Annotated in this window: 18 protein-coding genes; 3 read left to right on the top strand and 15 right to left on the bottom strand. The window is 73.0% G+C overall.

Translation table 11 applies throughout. The features are described 5' to 3' along the window. Positions 1-121: 121 nt before the first annotated feature. The 9 genes from BIU98_RS14645 to mvk form a co-directional block, all read right to left on the bottom strand. Positions 122-484, bottom strand: a complete 363-nt coding sequence (locus tag BIU98_RS14645) for an ATP-dependent DNA ligase (protein ID WP_071278136.1) — start codon at positions 482-484, stop codon at positions 122-124. Between the two features lie 104 nt (positions 485-588). Continuing rightward, positions 589-1,806: a S9 family peptidase gene (locus tag BIU98_RS14640; RefSeq protein ID WP_071278134.1), complete on the bottom strand. Its 1,218-nt coding sequence runs from the start codon at positions 1,804-1,806 to the stop codon at positions 589-591. Further along, positions 1,803-2,708 carry a hypothetical protein gene (locus tag BIU98_RS14635; protein WP_071278132.1) on the bottom strand — a complete coding sequence of 302 codons (906 nt, stop codon included), beginning with the start codon at positions 2,706-2,708 and terminating at the stop codon, positions 1,803-1,805. The genes BIU98_RS14640 and BIU98_RS14635 overlap by 4 nt, the downstream gene beginning before the upstream one ends. Then, a complete protein-coding gene (locus tag BIU98_RS14630) occupies positions 2,708-3,163 on the bottom strand; it encodes a hypothetical protein (protein ID WP_139200763.1) in 456 nt (151 codons plus the stop codon). The genes BIU98_RS14635 and BIU98_RS14630 overlap by 1 nt, the downstream gene beginning before the upstream one ends. 64 nt (positions 3,164-3,227) lie before the next feature. Further along, positions 3,228-4,391 carry a hydroxymethylglutaryl-CoA synthase gene (locus tag BIU98_RS14625; RefSeq protein WP_071278120.1) on the bottom strand — a complete coding sequence of 388 codons (1,164 nt, stop codon included), beginning with the start codon at positions 4,389-4,391 and terminating at the stop codon, positions 3,228-3,230. Further along, positions 4,388-5,467, bottom strand: coding sequence for a hydroxymethylglutaryl-CoA reductase (locus BIU98_RS14620; protein WP_071278117.1), 1,080 nt, complete (start codon positions 5,465-5,467; stop codon positions 4,388-4,390). Before BIU98_RS14620 ends, BIU98_RS14625 begins: the two co-directional genes overlap by 4 nt. Continuing rightward, complete coding sequence (locus BIU98_RS14615; protein WP_071278114.1) at positions 5,454-6,542, bottom strand: phosphomevalonate kinase; 1,089 nt, start codon at positions 6,540-6,542, stop codon at positions 5,454-5,456. Before BIU98_RS14615 ends, BIU98_RS14620 begins: the two co-directional genes overlap by 14 nt. After that, positions 6,539-7,537 carry a diphosphomevalonate decarboxylase gene (gene mvaD / locus BIU98_RS14610; RefSeq protein ID WP_254787928.1) on the bottom strand — a complete coding sequence of 333 codons (999 nt, stop codon included), beginning with the start codon at positions 7,535-7,537 and terminating at the stop codon, positions 6,539-6,541. Before mvaD ends, BIU98_RS14615 begins: the two co-directional genes overlap by 4 nt. Further along, positions 7,537-8,514 (bottom strand): mevalonate kinase, encoded by a 978-nt coding sequence (gene mvk / locus BIU98_RS14605; RefSeq protein WP_083393280.1) that lies wholly within the window; start codon positions 8,512-8,514, stop codon positions 7,537-7,539. The genes mvaD and mvk overlap by 1 nt, the downstream gene beginning before the upstream one ends. Before the next feature lie 95 nt (positions 8,515-8,609). Between mvk and BIU98_RS14600 the strand changes: the two genes are divergently transcribed. From BIU98_RS14600 to BIU98_RS14590, 3 genes are read left to right on the top strand one after another with little or no spacing between them, the layout of a single operon-like run. Then, complete coding sequence (locus tag BIU98_RS14600) at positions 8,610-9,065, top strand: MarR family winged helix-turn-helix transcriptional regulator (RefSeq protein ID WP_175481378.1); 456 nt, start codon at positions 8,610-8,612, stop codon at positions 9,063-9,065. Positions 9,066-9,091: 26 nt separating this feature from the next. Beyond that, on the top strand, positions 9,092-9,514 hold the full coding sequence (locus BIU98_RS14595) for an organic hydroperoxide resistance protein (protein ID WP_071278111.1): 423 nt from the start codon (positions 9,092-9,094) through the stop codon (positions 9,512-9,514). 18 nt (positions 9,515-9,532) lie between these two features. After that, complete coding sequence (locus tag BIU98_RS14590; protein ID WP_071278354.1) at positions 9,533-10,507, top strand: zinc-binding dehydrogenase; 975 nt, start codon at positions 9,533-9,535, stop codon at positions 10,505-10,507. A gap of 187 nt (positions 10,508-10,694) precedes the next feature. On the opposite strand, the gene BIU98_RS14585 is transcribed toward BIU98_RS14590, so the two are convergent. The 6 genes from BIU98_RS14585 to pgi all read right to left on the bottom strand — a co-directional run bounded on the left by BIU98_RS14585 (position 10,695) and on the right by pgi (position 20,232). Beyond that, complete coding sequence (locus BIU98_RS14585; RefSeq protein WP_071278108.1) at positions 10,695-11,165, bottom strand: hypothetical protein; 471 nt, start codon at positions 11,163-11,165, stop codon at positions 10,695-10,697. Between the two features lie 684 nt (positions 11,166-11,849). After that, a complete protein-coding gene (locus BIU98_RS14580; RefSeq protein WP_071278105.1) occupies positions 11,850-12,749 on the bottom strand; it encodes an NmrA family NAD(P)-binding protein in 900 nt (299 codons plus the stop codon). Positions 12,750-12,874: 125 nt separating this feature from the next. Beyond that, a complete protein-coding gene (locus BIU98_RS14575) occupies positions 12,875-13,837 on the bottom strand; it encodes an NAD(P)-dependent oxidoreductase (RefSeq protein ID WP_071278102.1) in 963 nt (320 codons plus the stop codon). Then, positions 13,834-16,563: an alpha/beta fold hydrolase gene (locus tag BIU98_RS14570; protein WP_254787926.1), complete on the bottom strand. Its 2,730-nt coding sequence runs from the start codon at positions 16,561-16,563 to the stop codon at positions 13,834-13,836. Before BIU98_RS14570 ends, BIU98_RS14575 begins: the two co-directional genes overlap by 4 nt. Then, positions 16,560-17,633 carry a 3-oxoacyl-ACP synthase III gene (locus BIU98_RS14565; RefSeq protein ID WP_071278349.1) on the bottom strand — a complete coding sequence of 358 codons (1,074 nt, stop codon included), beginning with the start codon at positions 17,631-17,633 and terminating at the stop codon, positions 16,560-16,562. The genes BIU98_RS14570 and BIU98_RS14565 overlap by 4 nt, the downstream gene beginning before the upstream one ends. Before the next feature lie 880 nt (positions 17,634-18,513). Next, the gene (gene pgi / locus BIU98_RS14560) at positions 18,514-20,232 is read right to left on the bottom strand and encodes a glucose-6-phosphate isomerase (protein WP_071278099.1); all 1,719 of its coding nucleotides are present in this window, start codon (positions 20,230-20,232) and stop codon (positions 18,514-18,516) included. Positions 20,233-20,338: the final 106 nt, after the last annotated feature.

Below are 20,338 nucleotides of genomic sequence, written 5' to 3'. Positions count from 1 at the left end.
CCGCGCACCGGGCGATGGGGCCACCGTACGCGATGGTCCTGATGGCGCGGAACCCGTTGACGAAGAAAGTTCAGGATGTTATAGGCGTACGCCGCCCGGCCCGGTACTGCGCAGCGCGTCGCTACGCCTCGTCGGACCCCGGCGCCACGGCCCGCGACCACGGCGAGTCGTCGGCGACGCTGGTGTCGGCGGGCTCCGGCGTGAGCACCAGTCCGGACCCGGACGACGCCGAGGCGTAGAGCTGCTCGAGCCACGACCGGTTGATCGACGGCGTCCGGCCCCCGGCGAAGCTGAAGTGCAGGCTCACGTTCGGGTGCAGCCAGATGCTGCTGCGACCGTCCCCGTGGGTGACGTCGTCCTTCCACGAGAACACGAAGCGGTGATCCCGCCGGAGGAGGTTGACGATGACGATCTGCAGGTGCGTCAGGGCCCGGTCGTCGATGTGCAGGTCGAGCGTCTCGCCCGCGTAGATGAGCTGTCCCATGGCTCTGTCTACTCCTCACCGCGTGCGCTCGCTGCCGGGTGACCGCGGTGCAGCGGGTTCGTCAGCGCGCGATCCTGAGATCGCCGGCCGGTGTGGCGTCCGCGTCAGTCGAGTGCTGCGCCCCACCGGGTCACCTGGTCGTCGAACCAGGCCGCGTCGCGGTTCCGCTCCCAGCCGTGCCCGGTCGGCTCGCTGACGGCCAGGGTCACGACACCGGGGTGCTGCGCCGCGAACTGCTCGCTGAGGCGGAACGGCACGGTGGGGTCCCCCGGCGAGTGCACGACGAGCGTCGGCGGCAGGTGGTCGAGCGGCGGCGCGGACGGGTCCAGCACCCACGACAGCGCCCGGACGTCGACCGGCGACCGGAGTCCGACGAGCCGGCAGAGCCCCGGCGTGGCCATGCTGCCGAGCGCCAGGCGGACCACGGGGCCGGGCAACCCGGAGCGTTCGGCGGCCGTCTGCACGGTCGTCGCCCAGTCGAGCGCGGGGGCGACGAGGACGATCCCGACGATGCGTGCACGGTGCGCGGAGTGCACGAGGAGCTCGCGGGTGATCGTCGCGCCCATCGACCAGCCGACCAGGACCAGGCGTTCCGCGCCGTGGGCGACGGCGTGGTCGAGGGCGGCCTCGACGTCCGGCCACTCCCGCGCGCCGAGGTGCGATGCGGGGGTGTCCGACGGGGCCTCGCCGTCGCCGCGGAAGGACGGCACCAACGAGGTCCAGCCGAGGGCGGTCGCCGCGGGGACGGTCCTGAGCGCGGTGACGCGGGTGGTGCGGATGCCGTGCACGTGGACGGCCCAGGTGCGGGAGGCCGCGGTCCCGTCCTCGGCCGGCGGCGAGACCTGCCACGCGGGCGCCGGGCCCAGCACTGTCGGGATGGCGACGTCGTTCCACAGCGTGCCGAGCACCGACGGGTGACGGAGCACGTGGCCGGACCAGCGGACCTCGGTCGGCGGGGCACCCACGGTGTCGAGCACGGCGCGACGGACGCTCCCGCGCACGTCGTCGACGTCGAGCACCTCCCCGACGACGGTGTGACCGTCGCCGCCGCCCCCGCTGTCCCCGCCGTCCAAGCCGTCCACGCCGTCCCGGCCGTCCCCGCGGTGCCACAGCCCGAACGTCCCTGCGCTCCGCGTCTCGTCCGAGAGCGGCAGCGTGATCGACGACGCGTCCACGGCGAGCACCGGCGTCCACCGCTCCCGCCCGGGCAGCACGACCCGCCCCACGACGAGCCGGACGACGACGAGCAGCCCGACCAGCCCCACCAGCACGAGCACGACCACGAGCGCGCCCAGCACCGCCACCACCGCACCCCCGCTCATCCGACGAGGCTCCGGGCCAGCACGGACTCCGCCGACCGCACCTGCCCCGCCTCGGACGGACTCAGCGTCTGCCCCTGCACCTCGGCGTCCCGGATCGCGATCACCAGGTCGTAGGTCCGCACTCGCGGGTCCCCGCGCCGACCCCGGTCGCGCAGGCCGTGCCGTCGAGCGATGCGCTCCAGCCGTCGACCGTGGCGGACGTACTCGGCGTCACGGCTCCACCGCCGCATGGTCAGGGACGCCATGGCGGCCACGATGAGCACGATCCCCACGTAGAACGGCGGGTCGAAGAGGAACCGCAGCACGACTCGGACCGGCTCGGAGAACAGCACGAAGTGGTCGGCCGCCATCGAGAGCACCTCGTCGACACTCGCCACCAGGACGAGCACCAGCCCGACCCGGAACACCACGAGCGCCCCGCGGCTGCGCAGCACGCCGTGCACCAGCGTCGACGCCGCCAGCGCTCCGACGACGCACATGTAGATCGTGCCGTACAGCCAGGTCGGCGTCTGGTGCAGCTGGTCGATGAGGAACGTGAACACCGTGCCGCCGCGGTCCTGGATGAACAGGAACGGCACCGTGAACGCGGCGAGCATCAGGACGATCGACAGCGGCCGCGCGAGCAGGGGCCGCTCGGGCAGGTCCTGGGTGCTCGCGCGGAGCATCAGCCAGAACGCAGTGGCCGCGAGCAGGTTCTGCGCGAGGTTGATGACGTTCGTGCCGCCGAGCAGCGCGTCGAGGTCCCGCTGGGGCACCACGCTGCCGAGCGTCAGCAGCCCGAGGGCGCCGACGCCCGTGGCCGCCCAGGTCGCTCGCCCCTGCGGGTTCCGCCACACGTGCCGTACCCGCAGCAGGAAGATCAGTGCCGCGCACCAGAACGTGGCGGCGTGCAGGACGACCACTACCCGTAGGTCCGCTCGTCGGCGTCGACCGTGCCGGCGAGCAGGACCTGCGCGACGTCGTACGCGAAGGCCTCGGCGAAGTGCTCGTCCGCGCCGCCGGCCCCCACCAGACCCGGTCGGTCGTCGAGGGACCGCTGGCAGACGTGTCCGCCGGAGACCCACGCGTCGAAGCCGAGCTGCGTCGTCGGCGCAGCGCCGGTGTCGCCGCGGACCAGGTGCCCCAGCTCGTGCAGGACACAGTGCATCCGGTAGAGCGGCGGGGCGGTCGTCGGCACGAGGACCATCGCCTCGTGGTCGTGCTGCGCCACGAGGGCGGTCAGCCCGCCCCAGCTCGGCCCGTCGACGTCGACGACCCGGACGGGCTTGCCCACGCGACCGGAGACGGCGTGGACGACGTCGGACAGGCGCGGGGACGACGGGAGCGACGCGACGAGGTCGCGGACCTGGTCATGCATCGTCATCCCCTCGCAGTCGTCAGGACAACGATACGGGAGGCTCGGGGTGCCCCCGTCCCGCGGGTCAGGCCGCGGGGGTGGTCGCCTCGTAGTGCCGTGCGCCGCCGAGCACGCCGGCGAACCGGAACGGGGCCGCCGTCACGCGGGGGCGGTCGACGTCCTGGCTCGTCGCCGCGCCGTCGGCGTGCAGGGCGCGGTAGGCGTCGACGGTCAGCGGCACGCGGGCCTCGAGGTCGGCGCGGACCGCTCCCTGGCGACGGTACTCGCGGTACCCGGGACGGACGATGCCGGTGATGAGCTCGCCGACGCTGCCCGAGCCGTAGCTGAACATCCCGACGCGGGTGCCGTCGAGGTCGTCGTCGAGGTCGAGCACCGCGGCGAGTGCGATCCAGAGCGACGCCGTGTAGGTGTTGCCGACCTGCCGGTTGTACGTGAAGCCGGTCTGCAGCTCGGTCTCGTCGAAGGGCACGCCCACGTGCTGGGTGAGCTTGCGGTGGGCCTTGAGCGCCATCTTCGTGAAGGGCTGGTGGTGCACGAAGCGGTCGATCGTGTCGTACGCCGGGCCGCCGCGCGACGCGAGGTCGTCCCACGCGCCGATGAAGGCGTCCACGTAGGCGCTGACGGACAGCCGCCCGTCGACCAACGCCGTGGAGCGGTCGTTCGGCCGCCAGAAGTCGTCGACGTCGGCGGTGAACAGCCCGGAGAGCGGCTCGATCTCGATCAGGTCGGGGTCGGCGGACACCAGGACCGCGACCGCGCCGGCACCCTGCGTGGGCTCGGCCGCGGTGTCGACGTCGTAGCGGGCGACGTCGGCCGCGATGACGAGGACGCGCTCGTCGGGGTTCCGCGCGACGATGCCGAGCGCGAGCTGGAGCGCCGCGGCTCCGCCGTAGCAGGCCTGCTTCAGCTCGACGACGCGGACGGCCTGCGGCAGGCCGAGCAGCCCGTGCACGAAGACGCCGGCGGCCTTGGACTGGTCGATGCCGGACTCGGTGGCGAACAGCACCGTGCGGATGCCGTCGGAACCGTGCCGGTCGATGACCTGCTTGGCCGCGGCGGCGCCCATCGTGACGATGTCCTCGTCCGGGGCCGGCACGCTGAAGGCGTCCTGCCCGATGCCGACGTGGTACTTCGCCGGGTCGACGCCGAGCCGTTCGGCCAGGTCGTCCAGTTCGAGCACGTGGTGCCCCGTCGCGACCGCCAGGTCGTGGATGCCGATGGCGCTCATGCTGCGTCGCCGCCCTTCGTCGATCCGGCACGTTCCATCGCGACGTGCGCCGCCATGAGTTCACCGGGGTTGGTCTGCGCGGCGAGCAGGGACAGCTCGCCGCAGAGCACGGTCGCGGCGCAGAGGCCGGCGAGTCGCCGTGCGTTGAGGCCCGGCTCGCGGTCCTCGCGGCAGCCGAGGCGCACCAGGGCGTCCTCGACGACGGGCAGGTCGTTGCCCTTGCCGTTGCCGACCGTGCCGACGATGAGGTGCGGCAGCGAGCAGGAGAAGTACAGGTCGTCGCCGCGGGCCTCGGCGAAGGTGATGCCCTGCGAGCCCTCGACGATGTTGGCGGCGTCCTGCCCGGTGGCCAGGTAGAAGCCGAGGAGCATGTTGGCGTAGTGGGCGTTCGCGGAGCGCAGGGCCCCGGCGATCGTCGACCCGACCAGGTTCTTCGCGGTGTTCAGGTCCACGATCCGCTCGGTGGAGGACTTGAGGAACCGCTCGACGACCATGCCGGGCAGGACGATCTCCGCGATGGTGTGCCGTCCGCGCCCGCGGATGCCGTTCACCGCCGTGGCCTTCTTGTCGGAGCAGAAGTTGCCCGAGATCGACACGTAGGACAGGTCCGGCTCCCACGCGAGGATCGTCGGCAGCAGCGTGTCCGCGGCCTGCGTCACCATGTTGTGGCCGGAGGCGTCGCCCGTGGTGAACGCGAAGCGCAGGAACAGCAGGTCCCCGACGATCTCCGGATGCACCTCGATGAGCTTGGCGAACCGGCTCTGCCCGACGACGATCTGCTCGAGCTCGGCCTGGCGCGCCAGGATCCGGCCGGTGGCCATGTGCGCGGCGGCGGCGCTCGACGCCCGGACGACGACCGACCGGGTCATCCGCTCGTCGACGACCGTCGCGACGATGCCGCCCTCGACCATGCGGGAGATGCGGGCACCGCGCCCGACGGACGGCCAGAGCGGCGACTCGTACGTGGCGAGGGGCACCTCGTGCTCGCCCTCCACCGCGTTGCCGCTGACCCGGATCGGACCCACCCAGCGGGTCGGGATCGGCGTCTGCGAGGTGGTCTTCTCAGCGGTGTGCATCGAGGGGGCCTTCCGGGGGTTGCACGGCGATGGTGAGGTGCCGGATGTCGTGGGCCTCCCACTCGCGGAGGATGCTCGGGATGTCGCCGTCCGCGGGGACGAGCGCGATGCCGCAGTCGCCGCCGCCGGCACCGGACGGCTTGGCCGCCCCGCCGGCGCGTTCGACGACGTCGCAGAGCGTGGTCAGGCGCTCGGTCTCGATGCTCGAGCCGACGGAGTCGCCGAGGCGCTGCATGAGTCCGCGGGCCCGGCGGAGCGCGTCGAGCGTGCGCTCGGCGTCGCCGGTCTGGAGGCCCGTGGTCAGGTCGTCGACGCAGCTCCGGCTGTCGTCGAGGAACGTCGCGTAGCCGCCGTTGCGGTGCCGACGCACGGCACCGACGAGCTTCGTGGTGGACGCCGGCGACCCGGTCCAGCCGACGAGCAGCCGCAGGTCCTCGGGCTCGGGCAGCCGCTCGACGTCGAAGCCCTCCCACGCGGAGGCGTCGTGCAGGATCTCGGACACGGTGCGGGTCTCGAGGTGCTCGGCGAGGCGCTCGCGGTCCGGGGCGCTGTAGCGGAGCCAGCCGCCGAACGTGCTCGCGGCGAGGTCGCCACCGGACGCGCGGGGGTTCACCCGGATCGTGGCGAGCAGGGCGGTCTGGAAGCGCTGACGCTGGGTCAGGCCGAGACCGTAGAAGCGGTCGAGGGCGCCGACGGTCGCGACGGTCACGGCGGCGGACGAGCCGAGTCCGAACTTGCGGCCGCTGGCGTCGTCGAGCTGGCTCATGATGCGCAGGTCGTGGAAGCGCGGTTCGATGCCGAGCTCGGCGCGGAGCTTCTCGACGAGGTCGATCGTCGCCATCACGTAGTCGTAGGGGTGGTGCTCGCGGTCGAGCGCCAGGCCGTCCTCGGCCCGGGTCCACGTCAGCGGCAGGTGTCCGTACTCCTCGGAGTGCACGCTGCCGGCGCCGTGGCCCTCGGCGACGCTGGCCGTGATGGCGCGGTCGAGGGCGATGAGCACGGACGGCTGCCCGGGCTCGACGACGGCGTACTCACCGGCGACGAACAACTTGCCGTGGGCGCGGAACTCGATCACTCGGCGGTCTCCTTCTGGACGGGCTGGCTCCCCGTTCCTTCGGAGCGGACCACGCGCGCGGCGGGTCCCGTGCCGGACTCGATGACGTCGCCCAGGTGCCCGAGCGCGGACGCCACGGCACCGCGGTCCTCGGGCTTGGTGAGCACGACGACGTTCGGCCCGGCGTCGGCGGTCGCGTAGGCCTCGAGGCCGGATGCGCGCAGCTCGGCGACGGCGTCGAACACCGCGACGCTGCGGGCGGTGAGGTAGCGGATGGGCGGGAACGAGCCCTCGATCGTGGCGTGCATCCGGAGCGCGTTGCTCTCGGTGAGCTCGCCCACCCGGGTGAAGTCACCGGCGGCACAGGCGTCGAGCATGTCGGTGACGGTCTCGGTCGTCGAGGTCACCCATGCCGGGTAGAACGGCGACGTCGCGATCGTGCGGCGCATGGCCTCGCGCGAGCCGATCTCCTTCGGGCCGTGGTTGATCGTCACGACGACCATCGCCATCTGCGGCGCGGGGATCGTCTCGGCGAACGAGCCCTGGTCGTCGCCCGCGTGCCAGACCGACACCCCGCCGGGGATCGACCGCGTGGCCGACCCCGAACCGCGCCGGGCGAGCCGGGACAGGTCGCGCTCGGACAGGTCGAGGCCGTAGGCCGCCGCGGCCGCCGTGGCGAGCGCCGCGAAGCCGGAGGCGCTCGAGGCCAGACCGGCACCCGTCGGCACCGTGTTCGTCGACTCGACGGACGCCCGCGCGTCGCTCCCCGCGAGCTCGCGGACCAGGTCGAGGAACCGCTCGACGCGCGTCAGGGGACCATCGTCGACGACGCGACCGTTCAGGACGAACGCGTCACGAGCCTCCAGTCCGCTCTGCAGGGTGACGGAGGTCGTCGTCGGGAAGACGTCGAGACCCATCGAGACGCTGCCCGTCGCGGGCAGCGCGAGGTCGGCGTCCGCCTTGCCCCAGTACTTCACGAGGGCGATGTTGGGGTGCGCGACGGCGGTGGCGGTCATCAGGCGCGGTCTCCGATCCGAGTGGTCCATGTTGCGGTGGCCCCTGCGGCACGGAGCGCATCGGCGATCCGGACCGCGTGGTCGCCGTCGGCGGCGAGTGTGAGGACGCAGCCGCCCCGTCCACCCCCGGTGAGCTTCGCGCCGAGGGCGTCCGCGCTGCGGGCGGCGCCGACGAGGCGGTCGAGGTCGTCGCTCGACACGTCGAGGGTGGTCAGCAGTGCGTGCGCGGCGTCCATGGTGGCACCGAGCGCCTGGGCATCGCCGTCGACCAGTGTCCCCCGTGCGCGTCGGGCCAGGTCGCCGATCTGTCCGATCACCGCATCGACCTCGGCGGGGGCCCGGTCGTGGTGCTCGCGGACGGCGGCGACGGCGCCGCGGGTGTGGCCGGGCACGCCGGTGTCGGCGACGACGAAGACGAACTCCCCGGTGACGTCGACGGGCTCGATGTGGCCGTCCTCGAACCACACGGGCACGTCCGCGACGACCCCGCGGGCGTCGAGTCCGGACGGCCGACCGTGGGCGACGCGCTCGCACTCCTGGATCAGGTCGTGGTGGGTCTGGGCGTCGAGCGTCACCCCGAGGGCGTCGGCGACGGCAGCCGTGACCGCGGCGGCGACCGCGGCGCTCGAGCCCATGCCGCGGGCGGTGGGCACCTCGCTGTCGACCCGCACGTGGAAGTGCTGGTCCGTGACGCCGAGGTGCCGCAGGGTGGCCGTGACCGCCGTGACCGTGGGCATCACCGCCGCGGGGGCGAGGTCGAGCGGACCGGTGTGCACCGCGGACTCGAGGCCGTGCCCACCGCTGCCCGGGGTCGGCGTGACCGTGGCGGTGACCCGGACGTCGTTGACCGGCAGCACGAGCGCGGGTGCGCCGTACACCACGGCGTGCTCGCCGATCAGGATCGTCTTGCCGTGGGACGTCGACGAGCCGACTCGCGGGGTCGTTGGTCGTGCCGAGGCTGGGTGGTTGCTGGTCATCGTTGGTCCCGTCAGCCTAACGGCCTCGCTGCGTGACCGCTCAGCAGGTACTCCGGAAGGTTGTGCGCAACTCGGTTGTGTGCGACGGTGGAGTCATGCCCGTGACCGACGAGATGGTGTGCTTCTCCCTCTACGCAGCGACCCGCGCCACCACGCAGGCCTACCGCTCCATGCTCGAGCCGTGGGGGTTGACCTACCCGCAGTACCTCGTCCTCGTCACCCTGTGGGTGGAGGGCGACCAGACCGTGTCGGGCCTCGGGGAGCACCTGCAGCTCGACTCCGGCACCCTGTCGCCGCTGCTGCGCCGGATGGAGCAGTCGGACCTGGTGCGCCGTGAGCGCCGCAGTGCCGACGAGCGCGTCGTCACGGTGACCACCGGCGCGCGCGGGCGTGCCCTCCGGGGTGAGCTCGCGGACATCCCCGGACGGATCGCCGCCGGCACCGGGCTGCCCGACGAGCGCGCCGCCGCCGAGCTCATCCAGACCCTGCACCGTCTCACCGAGACGATGCACGCCGCCGCAGCGCCCACCACGGCGCCGGCGGACCACTGACCCCACGAAGGAAAGGAACCTCCACCATGGACGTCCTCTACACCGCAGAAGCCATCTCCACCGGCGAGGGCCGGAACGGCCACGTCGCCACCAGCGACGGCCGCGTCGACCTCGACATGGCGATCCCGAAGGACATGGGCGGCTCCGGCAACGGCGCCAACCCCGAGCAGCTCTTCGCCGCCGGCTACGCCGCGTGCTTCCACTCCGCACTGCAGGGCGTCGCCCGCTCGCAGAAGGTCAAGGTCACCGACTCGTCCGTCGGCGGTCGCGTGCAGATCGGCCCGAACGGCCAGGGCGGCTTCCAGCTCGCCGTCATGCTCGAGGTCGTCATCCCCGGCATGGACCACGACCAGGCCCAGGCCCTCGCGGACGCCGCCCACCAGGTGTGCCCGTACTCGAACGCGACGCGCGGCAACATCGACGTCACCATCACCGTCTCGGAGGACTGACCCATGACCGACTCCACCATGCGCGCCGTCGTCCACGAGACCTTCGCCGAGCCCGCCGACGTCCTGACCGTCGCCGAGCGCCCGGTCCCCCAGCCCGCCGCCGGCCAGGTCCTGGTCCGCACGGTCCTCTCCCCCATCCACAACCACGACCTGTGGACGGTCCGCGGCACCTACGGCTTCAAGCCCGAGCTGCCCGCCCAGTCCGGCACCGAGGCGCTCGGCGTCGTCGAGGCCCTCGGCGAGGGCGTCACGGCCCTCTCCGTCGGCCAGCGCGTCGCCGGCGGGACCTTCGGCGTGTGGGCCGAGTACTACGTCGCCGACGCGGCCGGGCTCATCCCCGTGCCCGAGGCGATGACCGACGAGTCCGCCGCCCAGCTCGTGTCGATGCCGTTCAGCGCCATCAGCCTGCTGCACTCGCTCGACCTGCACGAGGGTGACTGGCTCATCCAGAACGCCGCGAACGGTGCCGTCGGCCGCATGGTCGCGCAGCTCGCCGCCGCACGGGGCATCAACGTCATCGGCCTGGTGCGTCGCGCCGCCGGTGTCGACGAGCTCCGCGAACAGGGCATCGAGCGCATCGTCGCCACGGACGCCGAGGACTGGCAGGACCAGGTCACGGCGATCACCGGTGGCGCCCCGATCGTCGCGGGCGTCGAGTCCGTCGGCGGGAAGGCCGCGGCCGACATCGTCTCGACCCTCGCTGAGAACGGCACACTCGTCGTCTTCGGCGCCATGGCGTCGCCGACGATGGAGATCCCCTCCGGCGCCGTGATCTTCAAGCAGGTCACAGTCAAGGGCTTCTGGGGCAGCGTCGTGTCGCGGACCATGCCCGCCGACACGAAGCAGCAGCTGTTCGGTGAGCTCATCCAGCGCGTGCTGGACGGCTCGCTGACGCTCCCCGTCGCCGAGACCTTCGTGTTCGAGGACGTCCGCGACGCGGTCCGCGCCTCGGACACCGCCGGTCGCGTCGGCAAGGTGCTCCTGCGCCCGTGACGCGCCACCGGACGGACGGGAGGCTCGGTGCCAGCTGGCACCGAGCCTCCCGTCGTTCCCGGGTGCGGTGCACCGCGTTCGCGCTTGTTCCTTCCCACAACACCCGCGATGGCAGGTCGGAACGCGCGTTGGAGGTCATTCCTTCCGACCGCCAACGCGCGGAAGGACTCGCTCCGCGCGGTGTGACCTACTCGGCGTCGGGCTGCTGGTCGCGGAGGACGTCCCCGAGGGTCGACATGTCGGCGCCGTGGTCCGTGTACCGCCGGACCGTGCGGCGCGCGGCCGTGCGGGCGGCGCCGCTCAGGCGGTCGTTCCGACGCGCGGCATCGGCGACCCGGCCCGCGTGTCCCGCCGTCGAGAGCAGCACGTTCGCCAGCGCTCGGCCGGGGCCCGGGTCGGGGACGCCGCCGACGGACCACGCTGCCCGGACCTGGGCGTCCGGCGACATCCCGCGGCGGGTGCCCATCCGGCGCCAGTCGGAGAGGACGCCCTCGGTGCGGTCGGCGGCGCGGTCGGCCTCGTCCACGCGGCTGTGGTCCTGCGGTGCCGATGCTGCCGACTCGGCGCGGTCCCGCGCGGCGGAGTCGTCGCCGCCGGCTGCGGCGATGCGGGCGGCGTGCGCGGCTGCGGCGGCGGCGATGACCTCGGACCTGTCCATGCGACGACCGTACCGCCGACGCCCGCGGCCCGGTCCTGCTGCGTCCCGGTCTTGCTGCGTCCGGGTCTTGCTGCGTCCGGGTCTTCGGTTGCCGGTGCGCAGGCGAGACACCGGTGTCTGGGAATGAGACGCCGGCGTGTGGCTGCGAGACGCCGGCGTCTGCGCGAGACACCGCCCTCGCCTCGAGACGCCGCCACTTTCCACGGCGTCTCGACGACCTCGGGGCGTCTCACCGAGACACCGGCGTCTCACATGCCCAGATACAGCAGACGCCGGCGTCTCGGCACACCCGAGCACGCCAGACACCGGCGTCCCAGTCACACACCGGCGTCTCCGCCAGACACCGGCGTCTCGGCGCACCCGGGTGGGGAAGACACCGACTTGCGCGAGACACCGGCGTCTGGAGGCGAGACACCGGCGTCTGCGCGAGACAACGCATTCGCCTCGAGACGCCGCCACTTTCCACGGCGTCTCGACGACCTCGAGGCGTCTCACCGAGACACCGGTGTCTCGCACGCCCAGGCTCGCCAGACACCGGTGTCTCGGCACCCCCGAGCACGCCAGACACCGGCGTCTCCGTCAGACGCCGGTGTCTCGGCAGGACACCGGCGTCTCGACGAACGGCCGGACGTGCGAGACACCGGCGTCTCGCCAGGACACCGGCGTCTCGGCGACGGCGGGCGGTCAGGCGGCCAGGTGCGCGGCCAGGACGTCCTCGACCTTCGTCCACGCGTGGGGACCGTAGCGGTCGTTGTCCACGTGGTGGAGCTCGGCCTCGCCGCTGAACATGCTCACGAAGTACTGCATCCCCTGCCACGCCGGGAAGGGCTCGTCGGGGTCCTTCGACAGGCGCCGCCCGACCTTCGCCATGCCGGAGAGCGTCGTCGCCGTGCCCGCCCACTGCAGGCGGAAGGGCGTGCCCGTCAGGCGCGACATGGTGTTCGCGACGGAGCGCGCGGTGACCTGGTCCCCCGCGACCTCGACGACCCGCGGTGCATCGGGGTCGACGGCAGCCGCGGCGGTCACGCGGGCGACGTCGTCCTTCGTGGTGAAGTCGAGGACCTGGTCGGCCGAGGACCAGAACAGCACGCGGCGGCGGTCGAACAGGATCATCGGCGCCTGCCCGGTGAGCATGTCGGCGAACGCCCCGTTGAGGATCGACGTGGCGCGGATCGGTGCTGCGTCGAGCGTGGCGGCGAACTCACGGCGCAGCTCGAAGTTCCGGTTCGTCCCCGGGGTGATCGACCGGTAGTCGGCGGAGTAGTCGGACGGGATGAAGCGCGGTACGCCGGCCTCGACCGCGGCGGCGAGCAGGGCCGTCTGTGCGTCGACGATCACCGAGCGCGTGCCGCTGACGGCGGAGACGACGACCTCGACGTCCGTGAGCGCCGTCACGAGGGCGGCGTGGTCCGTGTAGGCCGCGGTGACGACCTCGATGCGGTCGTTGCCGCCGTACTGCTCGGTGGCGGAGGAGCTGCCGGGGCGCGTGAGCACGCGGACCCGGGTGTCGAGGTCGAGGAGCGAGCCGACGATGCGGCCCCCGAGGTCTCCGGTGGCGCCGGCGACGAGCACGGTGGTTGTCATGTCCTCGACACTACGGACGGAGCGGACCTGGGGCACAGGGCACGAGCCTCCAGGCCGCACGACACGGCGTGGCGCGCGACGCGACGCACGCGACGCACGCGACGCACGCGACGCGACGTGGGACGTCAACCGGCGAGCCGCCGCAGCCCCTCGTCGATCGACACGCTGGGCGCCCACCGGAGGTCCTGCCGGGTGCGGCGCTGGTCGAACCAGTGCGACGTCGACAGCTGCTCGGCGAGGAACCGCGTCATCGGCGGCTCGTCCTCACCCGGACGGACACGCCACACGGCCTCGACGAGGGACCCCGCGGCGCGGGCGACACCGGCGGGGACGTGCCACCGCGGCGTCGGCACGCCGGACGCCCGGCAGATGCCGCCGAGCAGGTCCGCGACCGGCCGGGGCTCGCCGTTCGTGACCACGTAGGCGTTGCCGTGCACCTCGTCGGCGTCGGCGCGGTCGAGCGCGGCGACCATCGCCGAGGCGGCGTTGTCGACGTAGCAGGAGTCGATGAGCGCGGCGCCGCTGTCGAGCAACGGGAGTCGTCCTCGCGCGGCACGGTCGACGATCCGCCCGACGAGCTGCGTGTCGCCCGGCCCCCACACCAGATGCGGGCGGACGGCCACGACGGCGAACCCGGGGGCGTCCGCGGCGAGGGCGAGCAGTTCAGCGGCGGCCTTCGTGCGGGCGTAGTCACCGCGGGCGTGAGCTGGCGACGCGGGTGCGGCACCGTCGCCGGAGATCGACGACCCGGTGTGCGCGACCGAGGGCGACGACACGAACACGAACCGGGACACCCCGGCCGCTCGCGCTGCTGCGAGGAGCGTCCGCGTGCCCTCGACGTTCACCCGCTCGAAGTCGGCGGGGTCCCCGGCGAGCGAGACCTTGGCGGCGAGGTGCACGACGGCCTCGACCCCGTCCACCGCGCGCCCGACCGCAGCAGCGTCCGTCATCGTCCCGAGCACGTCCGAGACGCGGTCGACACCGGACGGCCGGCGCTGGAACGTCCGCACCTCGTGGCCGGCGTCCCGCACGGCGCCCGCGACGGCCCGACCGAGGAACCCGCTGGCCCCCGTGACGAGGACCCTCACGGCCGCACCATCCGCCCGCCGCTGAGCACCGACGACGCCCAGCGGGCCAGCCGCGTGCGGTCGACCTTGGAGTTGTGGCGGATGTCCGTCGGCAGCACCGGCACGACGAGCACCGCGGCGACGGGCACCCCCGCTGCTGCGCGCACGGCCGCGGCGAGGTCCGGCGACGCCAGCCCCGGCCGGCGCGCTGCCGGCACGGTCTCGACGACCGCGACGACCTGCTGCGTGCCGGAGGGTCCGATGCCGGCGACGCCGACCCGACCCACGCCCTGCACGCGCTCGATGCGCTGCTCCGGCCCGACGGGCGTCAGCACCCCGGACGGCGTCGTGACGACGTGCTGCAGCCGGCCCTCGACCCAGAGCTGCCCGGAGGCGTCGAGGTGGCCCACGTCGCCCGTACGGTGGCCGCGGGGATCGGTCAGCCCGAGACGGGAGGCGCGGTTCGTGCGCCACAGCCGGTCGTACGCCTGGCGCACGTGCGGGGCCGCGACGACGATCTCGCCGGTGACGTCGGGCTCGGCGGTGAGCTCGCCCGACGGGACACCGGACGCCGACAGCGGCGCGATGCGCACCTCCACGGACGCCGCAGGACGCCCGACGCAGACCCCACCGGCACCGGCACCAGCGCCGTCACCGACGGCAACCGGAGCGGCCGCCCGGATCGCGGGCAGGTCGACGTCGGTCATGAGCAGCCCCTCGGTCATGCCGTAGGGGGTGTGCGCACTGGCGTTCGGCATCAGCTCGGTGGCCGCCGTCAGCAGCGCGGCCGACACGGGAGCGCCCGCCGACAGGAACAACCGCACGCGGCCGAGCGCCGCCCGCTCGGTGGCGTCCAACGCCGACGCGGTGGCGACCACGTTCGCGAGCGCCGCCGGGGACAGGAACACCACGGTCGCGTCAGCAGCCGACACGGACGCGGCCACGGCCGACGCGGTGAGCGTCCGCGGTGCGGTGACGTCCATGTCCGGCGCGACCGACCTGGCTCCGAGCGCGGGCCCGAGCAGCGCGAACGGCGCGAAGCCGGCGACGAGCCCCGTGCCGACACCGATGCCGTACTGCGCCGAGAGCACGTCGCGGACGGCCCCGAGCTGCGCGTGCGTGTAGACGACGCCCTTCGCGGGACCCGTCGAGCCGGACGTGAAGAGCACGGCTGCGGGGGTGTCCGACGGCGGAGCGTCCGGCAGCGCGGTACCGGCAGCGAGACGACGGGCACCACGGCGTGCGACCCCGGCGAGCGTGTGCCCCACCCGGAGGGCAGCACGTGCGGGCGCCGGGAGCGCGAGCGTCGCGATCCGCCGACCGGGCCACCCGAGCGCTCGGGCCGCGGCCAGTCCGGGCAGCGCTCCGATCACCCAGTCCGGCCGGGCGCCCTTCACGGCGCGTGTGAGGCCGCGCAGGCCCAGTCCGGCGTCCGCCACGACGACCGTCGCACCGATCCGGATGCAGGCGTAGAGGGCAGCGGTCAGGTCGGCACCGGGCGTCACGAGCAGCGAGACACGGTCCCCCGGCTGCACGCCGACGTCGAGCAGACCCGCTGCGACCTCGTCGACCCGCCGCGACAGCAGTCGCCAGCTGATCGTCCGGGTGCCGCCCGGAGCCGCCATCTCGACGAGCGCCGCGTCGTCCGAGTCGCGGAGCACGTCGAGTGCCGCCCAGAGCGGTCGGGACGGCGCGGCCGCACCAGGGCTGGACGGGAGGCTCGGCTCGGCCCCGGCGGGCACGTGGCCCTCCGGCAGGCGGTCCCCCAACCAGTCGAACATCGTGCCGGCGACGTCGGCATCCTCCGGGAGGAGGTGCCCGGCGCCCTCGAAGCGGTGTATGTCAGCGTGCGGCAGCCGGTCGGCCAGGTCGTCGAGGTAGCGCTCGAGGAACACCGGGTCCCGCGGCCCCCAGAGCAGCAGCGCGGGGACGTCGAGCGCGGCCACGCCGGACGCGATCCGGTCGAGCTCGGAAGCGCTCGGGTGTGCGGCGTCGACGGGGATGTCCGCGACGAAGCCGCCGATGCCACCACGCCGGGCAGAGCCTCGGTAGGGGGCACGGAAGCCGTCCGCGACGGCCCGGTCGAGCTTGGGGTGCGCGATCGCCAGCGTCGTCTCGAGGAACGCAGGCGTGACGACCGTGCCGCGCCCGAGGACCTGCGGCCGGAGCGCCAGGCGCAGGGGTGCCGGGATCGGGGCGTCGTCAGGCTGGTGCACGGCGGTGTTGCACGTCGTCACGCCGACCACGAGGTCCGGGTGGTCCACGGCCCAGCCGAGCGAGACGACCCCGCCCCAGTCGTGGCCGAGGGTGACCACGGGTCCAGTCAGCCCGAGCTCGTCCGTCAGCGCACCGAGGTCCGCGACGCGCTGCGGCAGCCCGCGCAGGACCCCGGTGCGCTCCGAGAAGCCCATGTCGAGCTGGTCGACGGCTATGACGCGCCAGGCCGGACCGCCAGCGGCGGCGACGTCGAGCGAGGTGCGGAGCACCGACCGCCACAGGTACGACCAGGTCGGGTTGCCGTGCACGCACAGCAGCGTGCCGACCGGTTCGACGCCGAGCGCGGCCAGGGACCCGGCCGTGTCGAGGAGGTGCCAGGTGCGCTCGGAGCGATCCGGGCCTCCCGACCGTTCTCCCGACCACGCGGGGACCGTGACCAGGCGGGACCACGCGGGGTCGAGGCCGGGCAACGAGGGCGGCTGCGTCGCCGGAGCAGTGCTCGCGGCGACGCGGGGCAGCCCCGATGTCACCAGCGGAGTTCCATCATCGCCGTGTTGATGCCGGAGCCGACCCCGCCGAGGAAGACACGGTCGCCGGGGCGGATGTGTCCGCTCGCGACCTCGTCCGCCAGGGTGATCGGGATCGACGCCGGGCCGACGTTGCCGAAGCGCTCGTACGTGGTGGGGACCTTGGCGCGCGGGACACCGATGGCCTCGACGAAGGCGTTCGTGTGCACGTCGGAGACCTGGTGCAGGACGTAGCGGTCCATGTCCGCCCAGTCGAAGTGGGCGCGGGCCTCGTTCCAGGCGGCGACGACGAGCTCCATGCCGCCCTTGAGCAGCATCTTGGCGTCCGTGAACATGCCGTCGACGCTGCCGACGCACAGGTCGTACCACTGGGTCGCCGCACGGGTGACGCCGCCGACGATCCGGTGTCCGCCCGGGTGCATGTCCGCCGGGCCGAGCACGGCGGCGGCAGCGCCGGAGCCGAGCGTCAGACTGGCGAACTCGCTCATGAAGTCCTTGCGGTTCCGGCCGCCCTGGTTCAGGCGCTCGATCGTGTTGAGCTGCACCTGGTCGGCGTCCTCGCCGTCGACCACGAGCGCGTACTTGATCTGACCGGAGTCGATCATGCCAGCGGCGACGCTCATCGCGTTGACGAACCCGAGGCAGGCGTTCGCGATGTCGAAGTTGATCGCGGATGACGGCAGCCCGAGCCCGTGGTGCAGGCGCACGGCGACCGAGGGCTCGAGGTGCGGACGGGTGACCGACGTGTTGATGAGCAGGCCGACGTCCTCGGGCTTGATGCCCGCTTCGGCCATCGCGCGGCGTCCGGCGTCGATGGCGGCGTCCTGGAAGGACTGCCCCTCGCCCCAGTTGCGACGCTCCTTGACACCGGCCACACGTTCGAGGAGCCCCATCGGCAGGCGCAGGCGTCGGAGCACCCCGCGGAGCTTCTCCTCGATGTCCGCCGAGGTCGTCACACGCTCGGCCACGGTGGTCGCCACCGAGAGCAGCGCGACGTTGTCGTGCCTGACCGTCGCGTTGCCGGGCCGCTCGGTTTCACTGCTCGTCGACTCGTCGACCGGGCGTTCCGTCATGATCGTCACCGATACATACTTCCGCATCCGGGCTGGATGCGCGATCCGGAAGCGCTGCGTGGTGGGGGACGATCGTTCCGGATCGGTCCGATTCGCGCTGCTCCAGGGGTCTCCCGAGCGGTCGCGACACCCCGCTCGGGGTCGCCGAGGGGTCGCCTGACCCGCCACCGGACCCGGTGAGGTCGCACTTCGTGTCGCCTCCGCGCGCCGGGCCCCAACACGAAGTGCGACCTCACTGCCGGAGGTGGCGGCGGCGGCGCCGTCGTCGCCGAGCGGTCGCAACACCCCGCTCGCGATCGCCGAGGGGTCGCGACCCGTCGGTCGCGGGCGCCGCAGGCAACGGAACACGACCGGTCGACGCACTGCACGCGGTGTGTCGCGACCACTCGCCGGACGGGAGGCTCGGTGCCGGCCCGCACCGCGCCTCCCGTCCGCCGGGACCCCACCACAGGACCCGGTGAGGTCGCAGTTCGTGTCACCTCCGCGCGCCGGGGCCCGACACGAAGTGCGACCTCAGCGCGGAGGCGCGGCCGGCGGCGCCGAGCGGTCGCGAAACCCCGCTCGCGTTCGCCGAGGGGTCGCGACCTGTCGGTCGCGCGCCCCGCGGGCGACAGATCGCGGCCGGTCGAAGCACCGCGGGCGGTGTGTCGTGACCACTCGCCGGACGGGAGGCTCGGCTGCCGCCCGCACCGCGCCTCCCGCCCGCCCGCCCGCCGGAACCCCACCACAGGAGCCGGTGAGGTTGCAGTTCGTGTCGGGTCCGCGCGGCGGGACCCGACACGAAGTGTGACCTCAGCGCGGGGCCGGCGGCGCGGAGCGCCCCCGGGTACGACGACACCCCGCCGCCCGGGGGCGACGGGGTGTCGTGGTGCGCCAGGTGCTACTTGCGGAGCTCGAGGTACTTCGCGATGAGCGCCTTGGTGGAGGAGTCCTGGGTCTCGAGGACCGACTGGTCGCCGTCGACCGCGGGGGCGATCTGGAGCGCCAGCTGCTTGCCGAGCTCGACACCCCACTGGTCGAAGGAGTCGATGCCCCAGATGGTGCCCTCGGTGAAGACGATGTGCTCGTACAGCGCGATGAGCTGACCGACGACGCTCGGGGTCAGGGCCGGCGCCAGGATCGACGTCGAGGGCTTGTTGCCGGTGAACGTGCGGGCGGCGATGATCGACTCGTCGGTGGTGCCCTCGGAGCGGACCTCGTCAGCCGTCTTGCCGAACGCCAGGGCCTTGGTCTGCGCGAAGAAGTTCGCGAGGAACAGGTTGTGGACGTCCTGGCCGGGCTCGACCGCCTTGCCGTCGCCGGTCTCGTCCTTGAGCGGACGGGCCGGGTTGGCGACGGCGATGAAGTCGGCCGGGATCAGGCGCGTGCCCTGGTGGATGAGCTGGTAGAACGCGTGCTGGCCGTTCGTGCCGGGCTCGCCCCAGAAGACCTCGCCGGTGTCCGTCGTGACGGGGGTGCCGTCCCAGCGGACGCGCTTGCCGTTCGACTCCATCGTGAGCTGCTGCAGGTACGCGGCGAAGCGGTGCAGGTACTGCGTGTACGGCAGCACCGCGTGGCTCTGGGCGCCGAGGAAGTTCGAGTACCAGACGTTGAGCAGGCCCATGAGGACGGGGACGTTCGACGCCAGCGGGGTGGTGCGCATGTGCTCGTCGATGGTGTGGAACCCGGCGAGGAAGTCCTGCCAGTTCTCCTTGCCGACGGCGACGATCACCGAGGTGCCGATGGCCGAGTCGACGGAGTAGCGGCCGCCCACCCAGTCCCAGAAGCCGAACGCGTTCTCGGGGTCGATGCCGAACGCGGCGACCTTGTCGAGCGCGGTGGAGACGGCGACGAAGTGCTTGGCCACCGCGGCGGTCTTGTCGTCGTCCGACGCGTCCGTCAGCTCGAGGCGCTCCCACAGCCACTGGCGCGCCAGACGGGCGTTCGTCAGGGTCTCCAGGGTGCCGAAGGTCTTCGACGCGACGATGAACAGCGTGGTCTCGGGGTCGAGGTCCGCCGTCTTCTCGTAGATGTCGGTCGGGTCGATGTTCGACACGAAGCGGGCTTCGATGCCGGCCTGCACGTAGGGCTTGAGGGCCTCGTACACCATGACCGGACCGAGGTCCGAGCCACCGATGCCGATGTTCACGACGGTCTCGATGCGCTTGCCGGTGACGCCCTTCCACGCGCCGGAGCGGACCTGCTCGGCGAACGCGTAGACCTTGTCGAGCGTGGCGTGCACGTCGGCGTCGACGTCCTGGCCGTCGACGACGAAGGGCTTGGCGGGGACGAGCTCGCCCGTGGCCGGACGGCGCAGCGCGGTGTGCAGGACGGCGCGGTCCTCGGTCACGTTGATGTGCTCGCCGGAGATCATCGCCTGGTAGCGCTCGGCGACGCCGGTGTCCTCGGCGAGCTGCAGCAGCGCGTCGAGGATCTCCTTCGTCACGAGGCCCTTCGACAGGTCGACGGTGAGGTCACCTGCCTGGAAGGTGTACGACTCGGCACGGCCGGGGTCGGTGTCGAACCACCCTCGCAGGTCCGGGGAGAAGCCGTCGGCGATGCCGGCGAGCGTCTTCCAGCCTTCGGTCGTCGTGGGGTCGACGGGTGCGGATTCGGTCACGGGGTCCTCCTGAACGCCAGAACTGAGTGGTCCGCGGACCACCGCAACGCTGCGACGCGGGCCGCATCCGAGCGTAGTGCGCCGGGGGCGGGCGCGCGCACAGCAC

Origin of the sequence: Curtobacterium sp. MMLR14_010, from assembly GCF_001865015.1 — a bacterium.
Classification (GTDB): Bacteria; Actinomycetota; Actinomycetes; order Actinomycetales; family Microbacteriaceae; genus Curtobacterium.
The sequence above is the reverse complement of the archived record's forward strand: the minus strand, read 5'-3'. Positions and strand labels throughout refer to the sequence as shown.

Excerpts from the sequence above, each read along its gene's own strand:
- BIU98_RS14590 (WP_071278354.1), top strand. The coding sequence starts at position 9,533 with ATGCGCGCCGTCGTCCACGAGACCTTCGCCGAGCCCGCCGACGTCCTG.
- BIU98_RS14645 (WP_071278136.1), bottom strand. The coding sequence starts at position 484 with ATGGGACAGCTCATCTACGCGGGCGAGACGCTCGACCTGCACATCGAC.
- mvaD (WP_254787928.1), bottom strand. The coding sequence starts at position 7,537 with ATGACCGCCACCGCCGTCGCGCACCCCAACATCGCCCTCGTGAAGTAC.
- BIU98_RS14600 (WP_175481378.1), top strand. The coding sequence starts at position 8,610 with ATGCCCGTGACCGACGAGATGGTGTGCTTCTCCCTCTACGCAGCGACC.
- BIU98_RS14585 (WP_071278108.1), bottom strand. The coding sequence starts at position 11,165 with ATGGACAGGTCCGAGGTCATCGCCGCCGCCGCAGCCGCGCACGCCGCC.
- BIU98_RS14565 (WP_071278349.1), bottom strand. The coding sequence starts at position 17,633 with ATGACGGAACGCCCGGTCGACGAGTCGACGAGCAGTGAAACCGAGCGG.
- mvk (WP_083393280.1), bottom strand. The coding sequence starts at position 8,514 with ATGACCAGCAACCACCCAGCCTCGGCACGACCAACGACCCCGCGAGTC.
- BIU98_RS14630 (WP_139200763.1), bottom strand. The coding sequence starts at position 3,163 with ATGCATGACCAGGTCCGCGACCTCGTCGCGTCGCTCCCGTCGTCCCCG.
- BIU98_RS14595 (WP_071278111.1), top strand. The coding sequence starts at position 9,092 with ATGGACGTCCTCTACACCGCAGAAGCCATCTCCACCGGCGAGGGCCGG.
- BIU98_RS14625 (WP_071278120.1), bottom strand. The coding sequence starts at position 4,391 with ATGAGCGCCATCGGCATCCACGACCTGGCGGTCGCGACGGGGCACCAC.
- BIU98_RS14640 (WP_071278134.1), bottom strand. The coding sequence starts at position 1,806 with ATGAGCGGGGGTGCGGTGGTGGCGGTGCTGGGCGCGCTCGTGGTCGTG.
- BIU98_RS14620 (WP_071278117.1), bottom strand. The coding sequence starts at position 5,467 with ATGCACACCGCTGAGAAGACCACCTCGCAGACGCCGATCCCGACCCGC.
- BIU98_RS14580 (WP_071278105.1), bottom strand. The coding sequence starts at position 12,749 with ATGACAACCACCGTGCTCGTCGCCGGCGCCACCGGAGACCTCGGGGGC.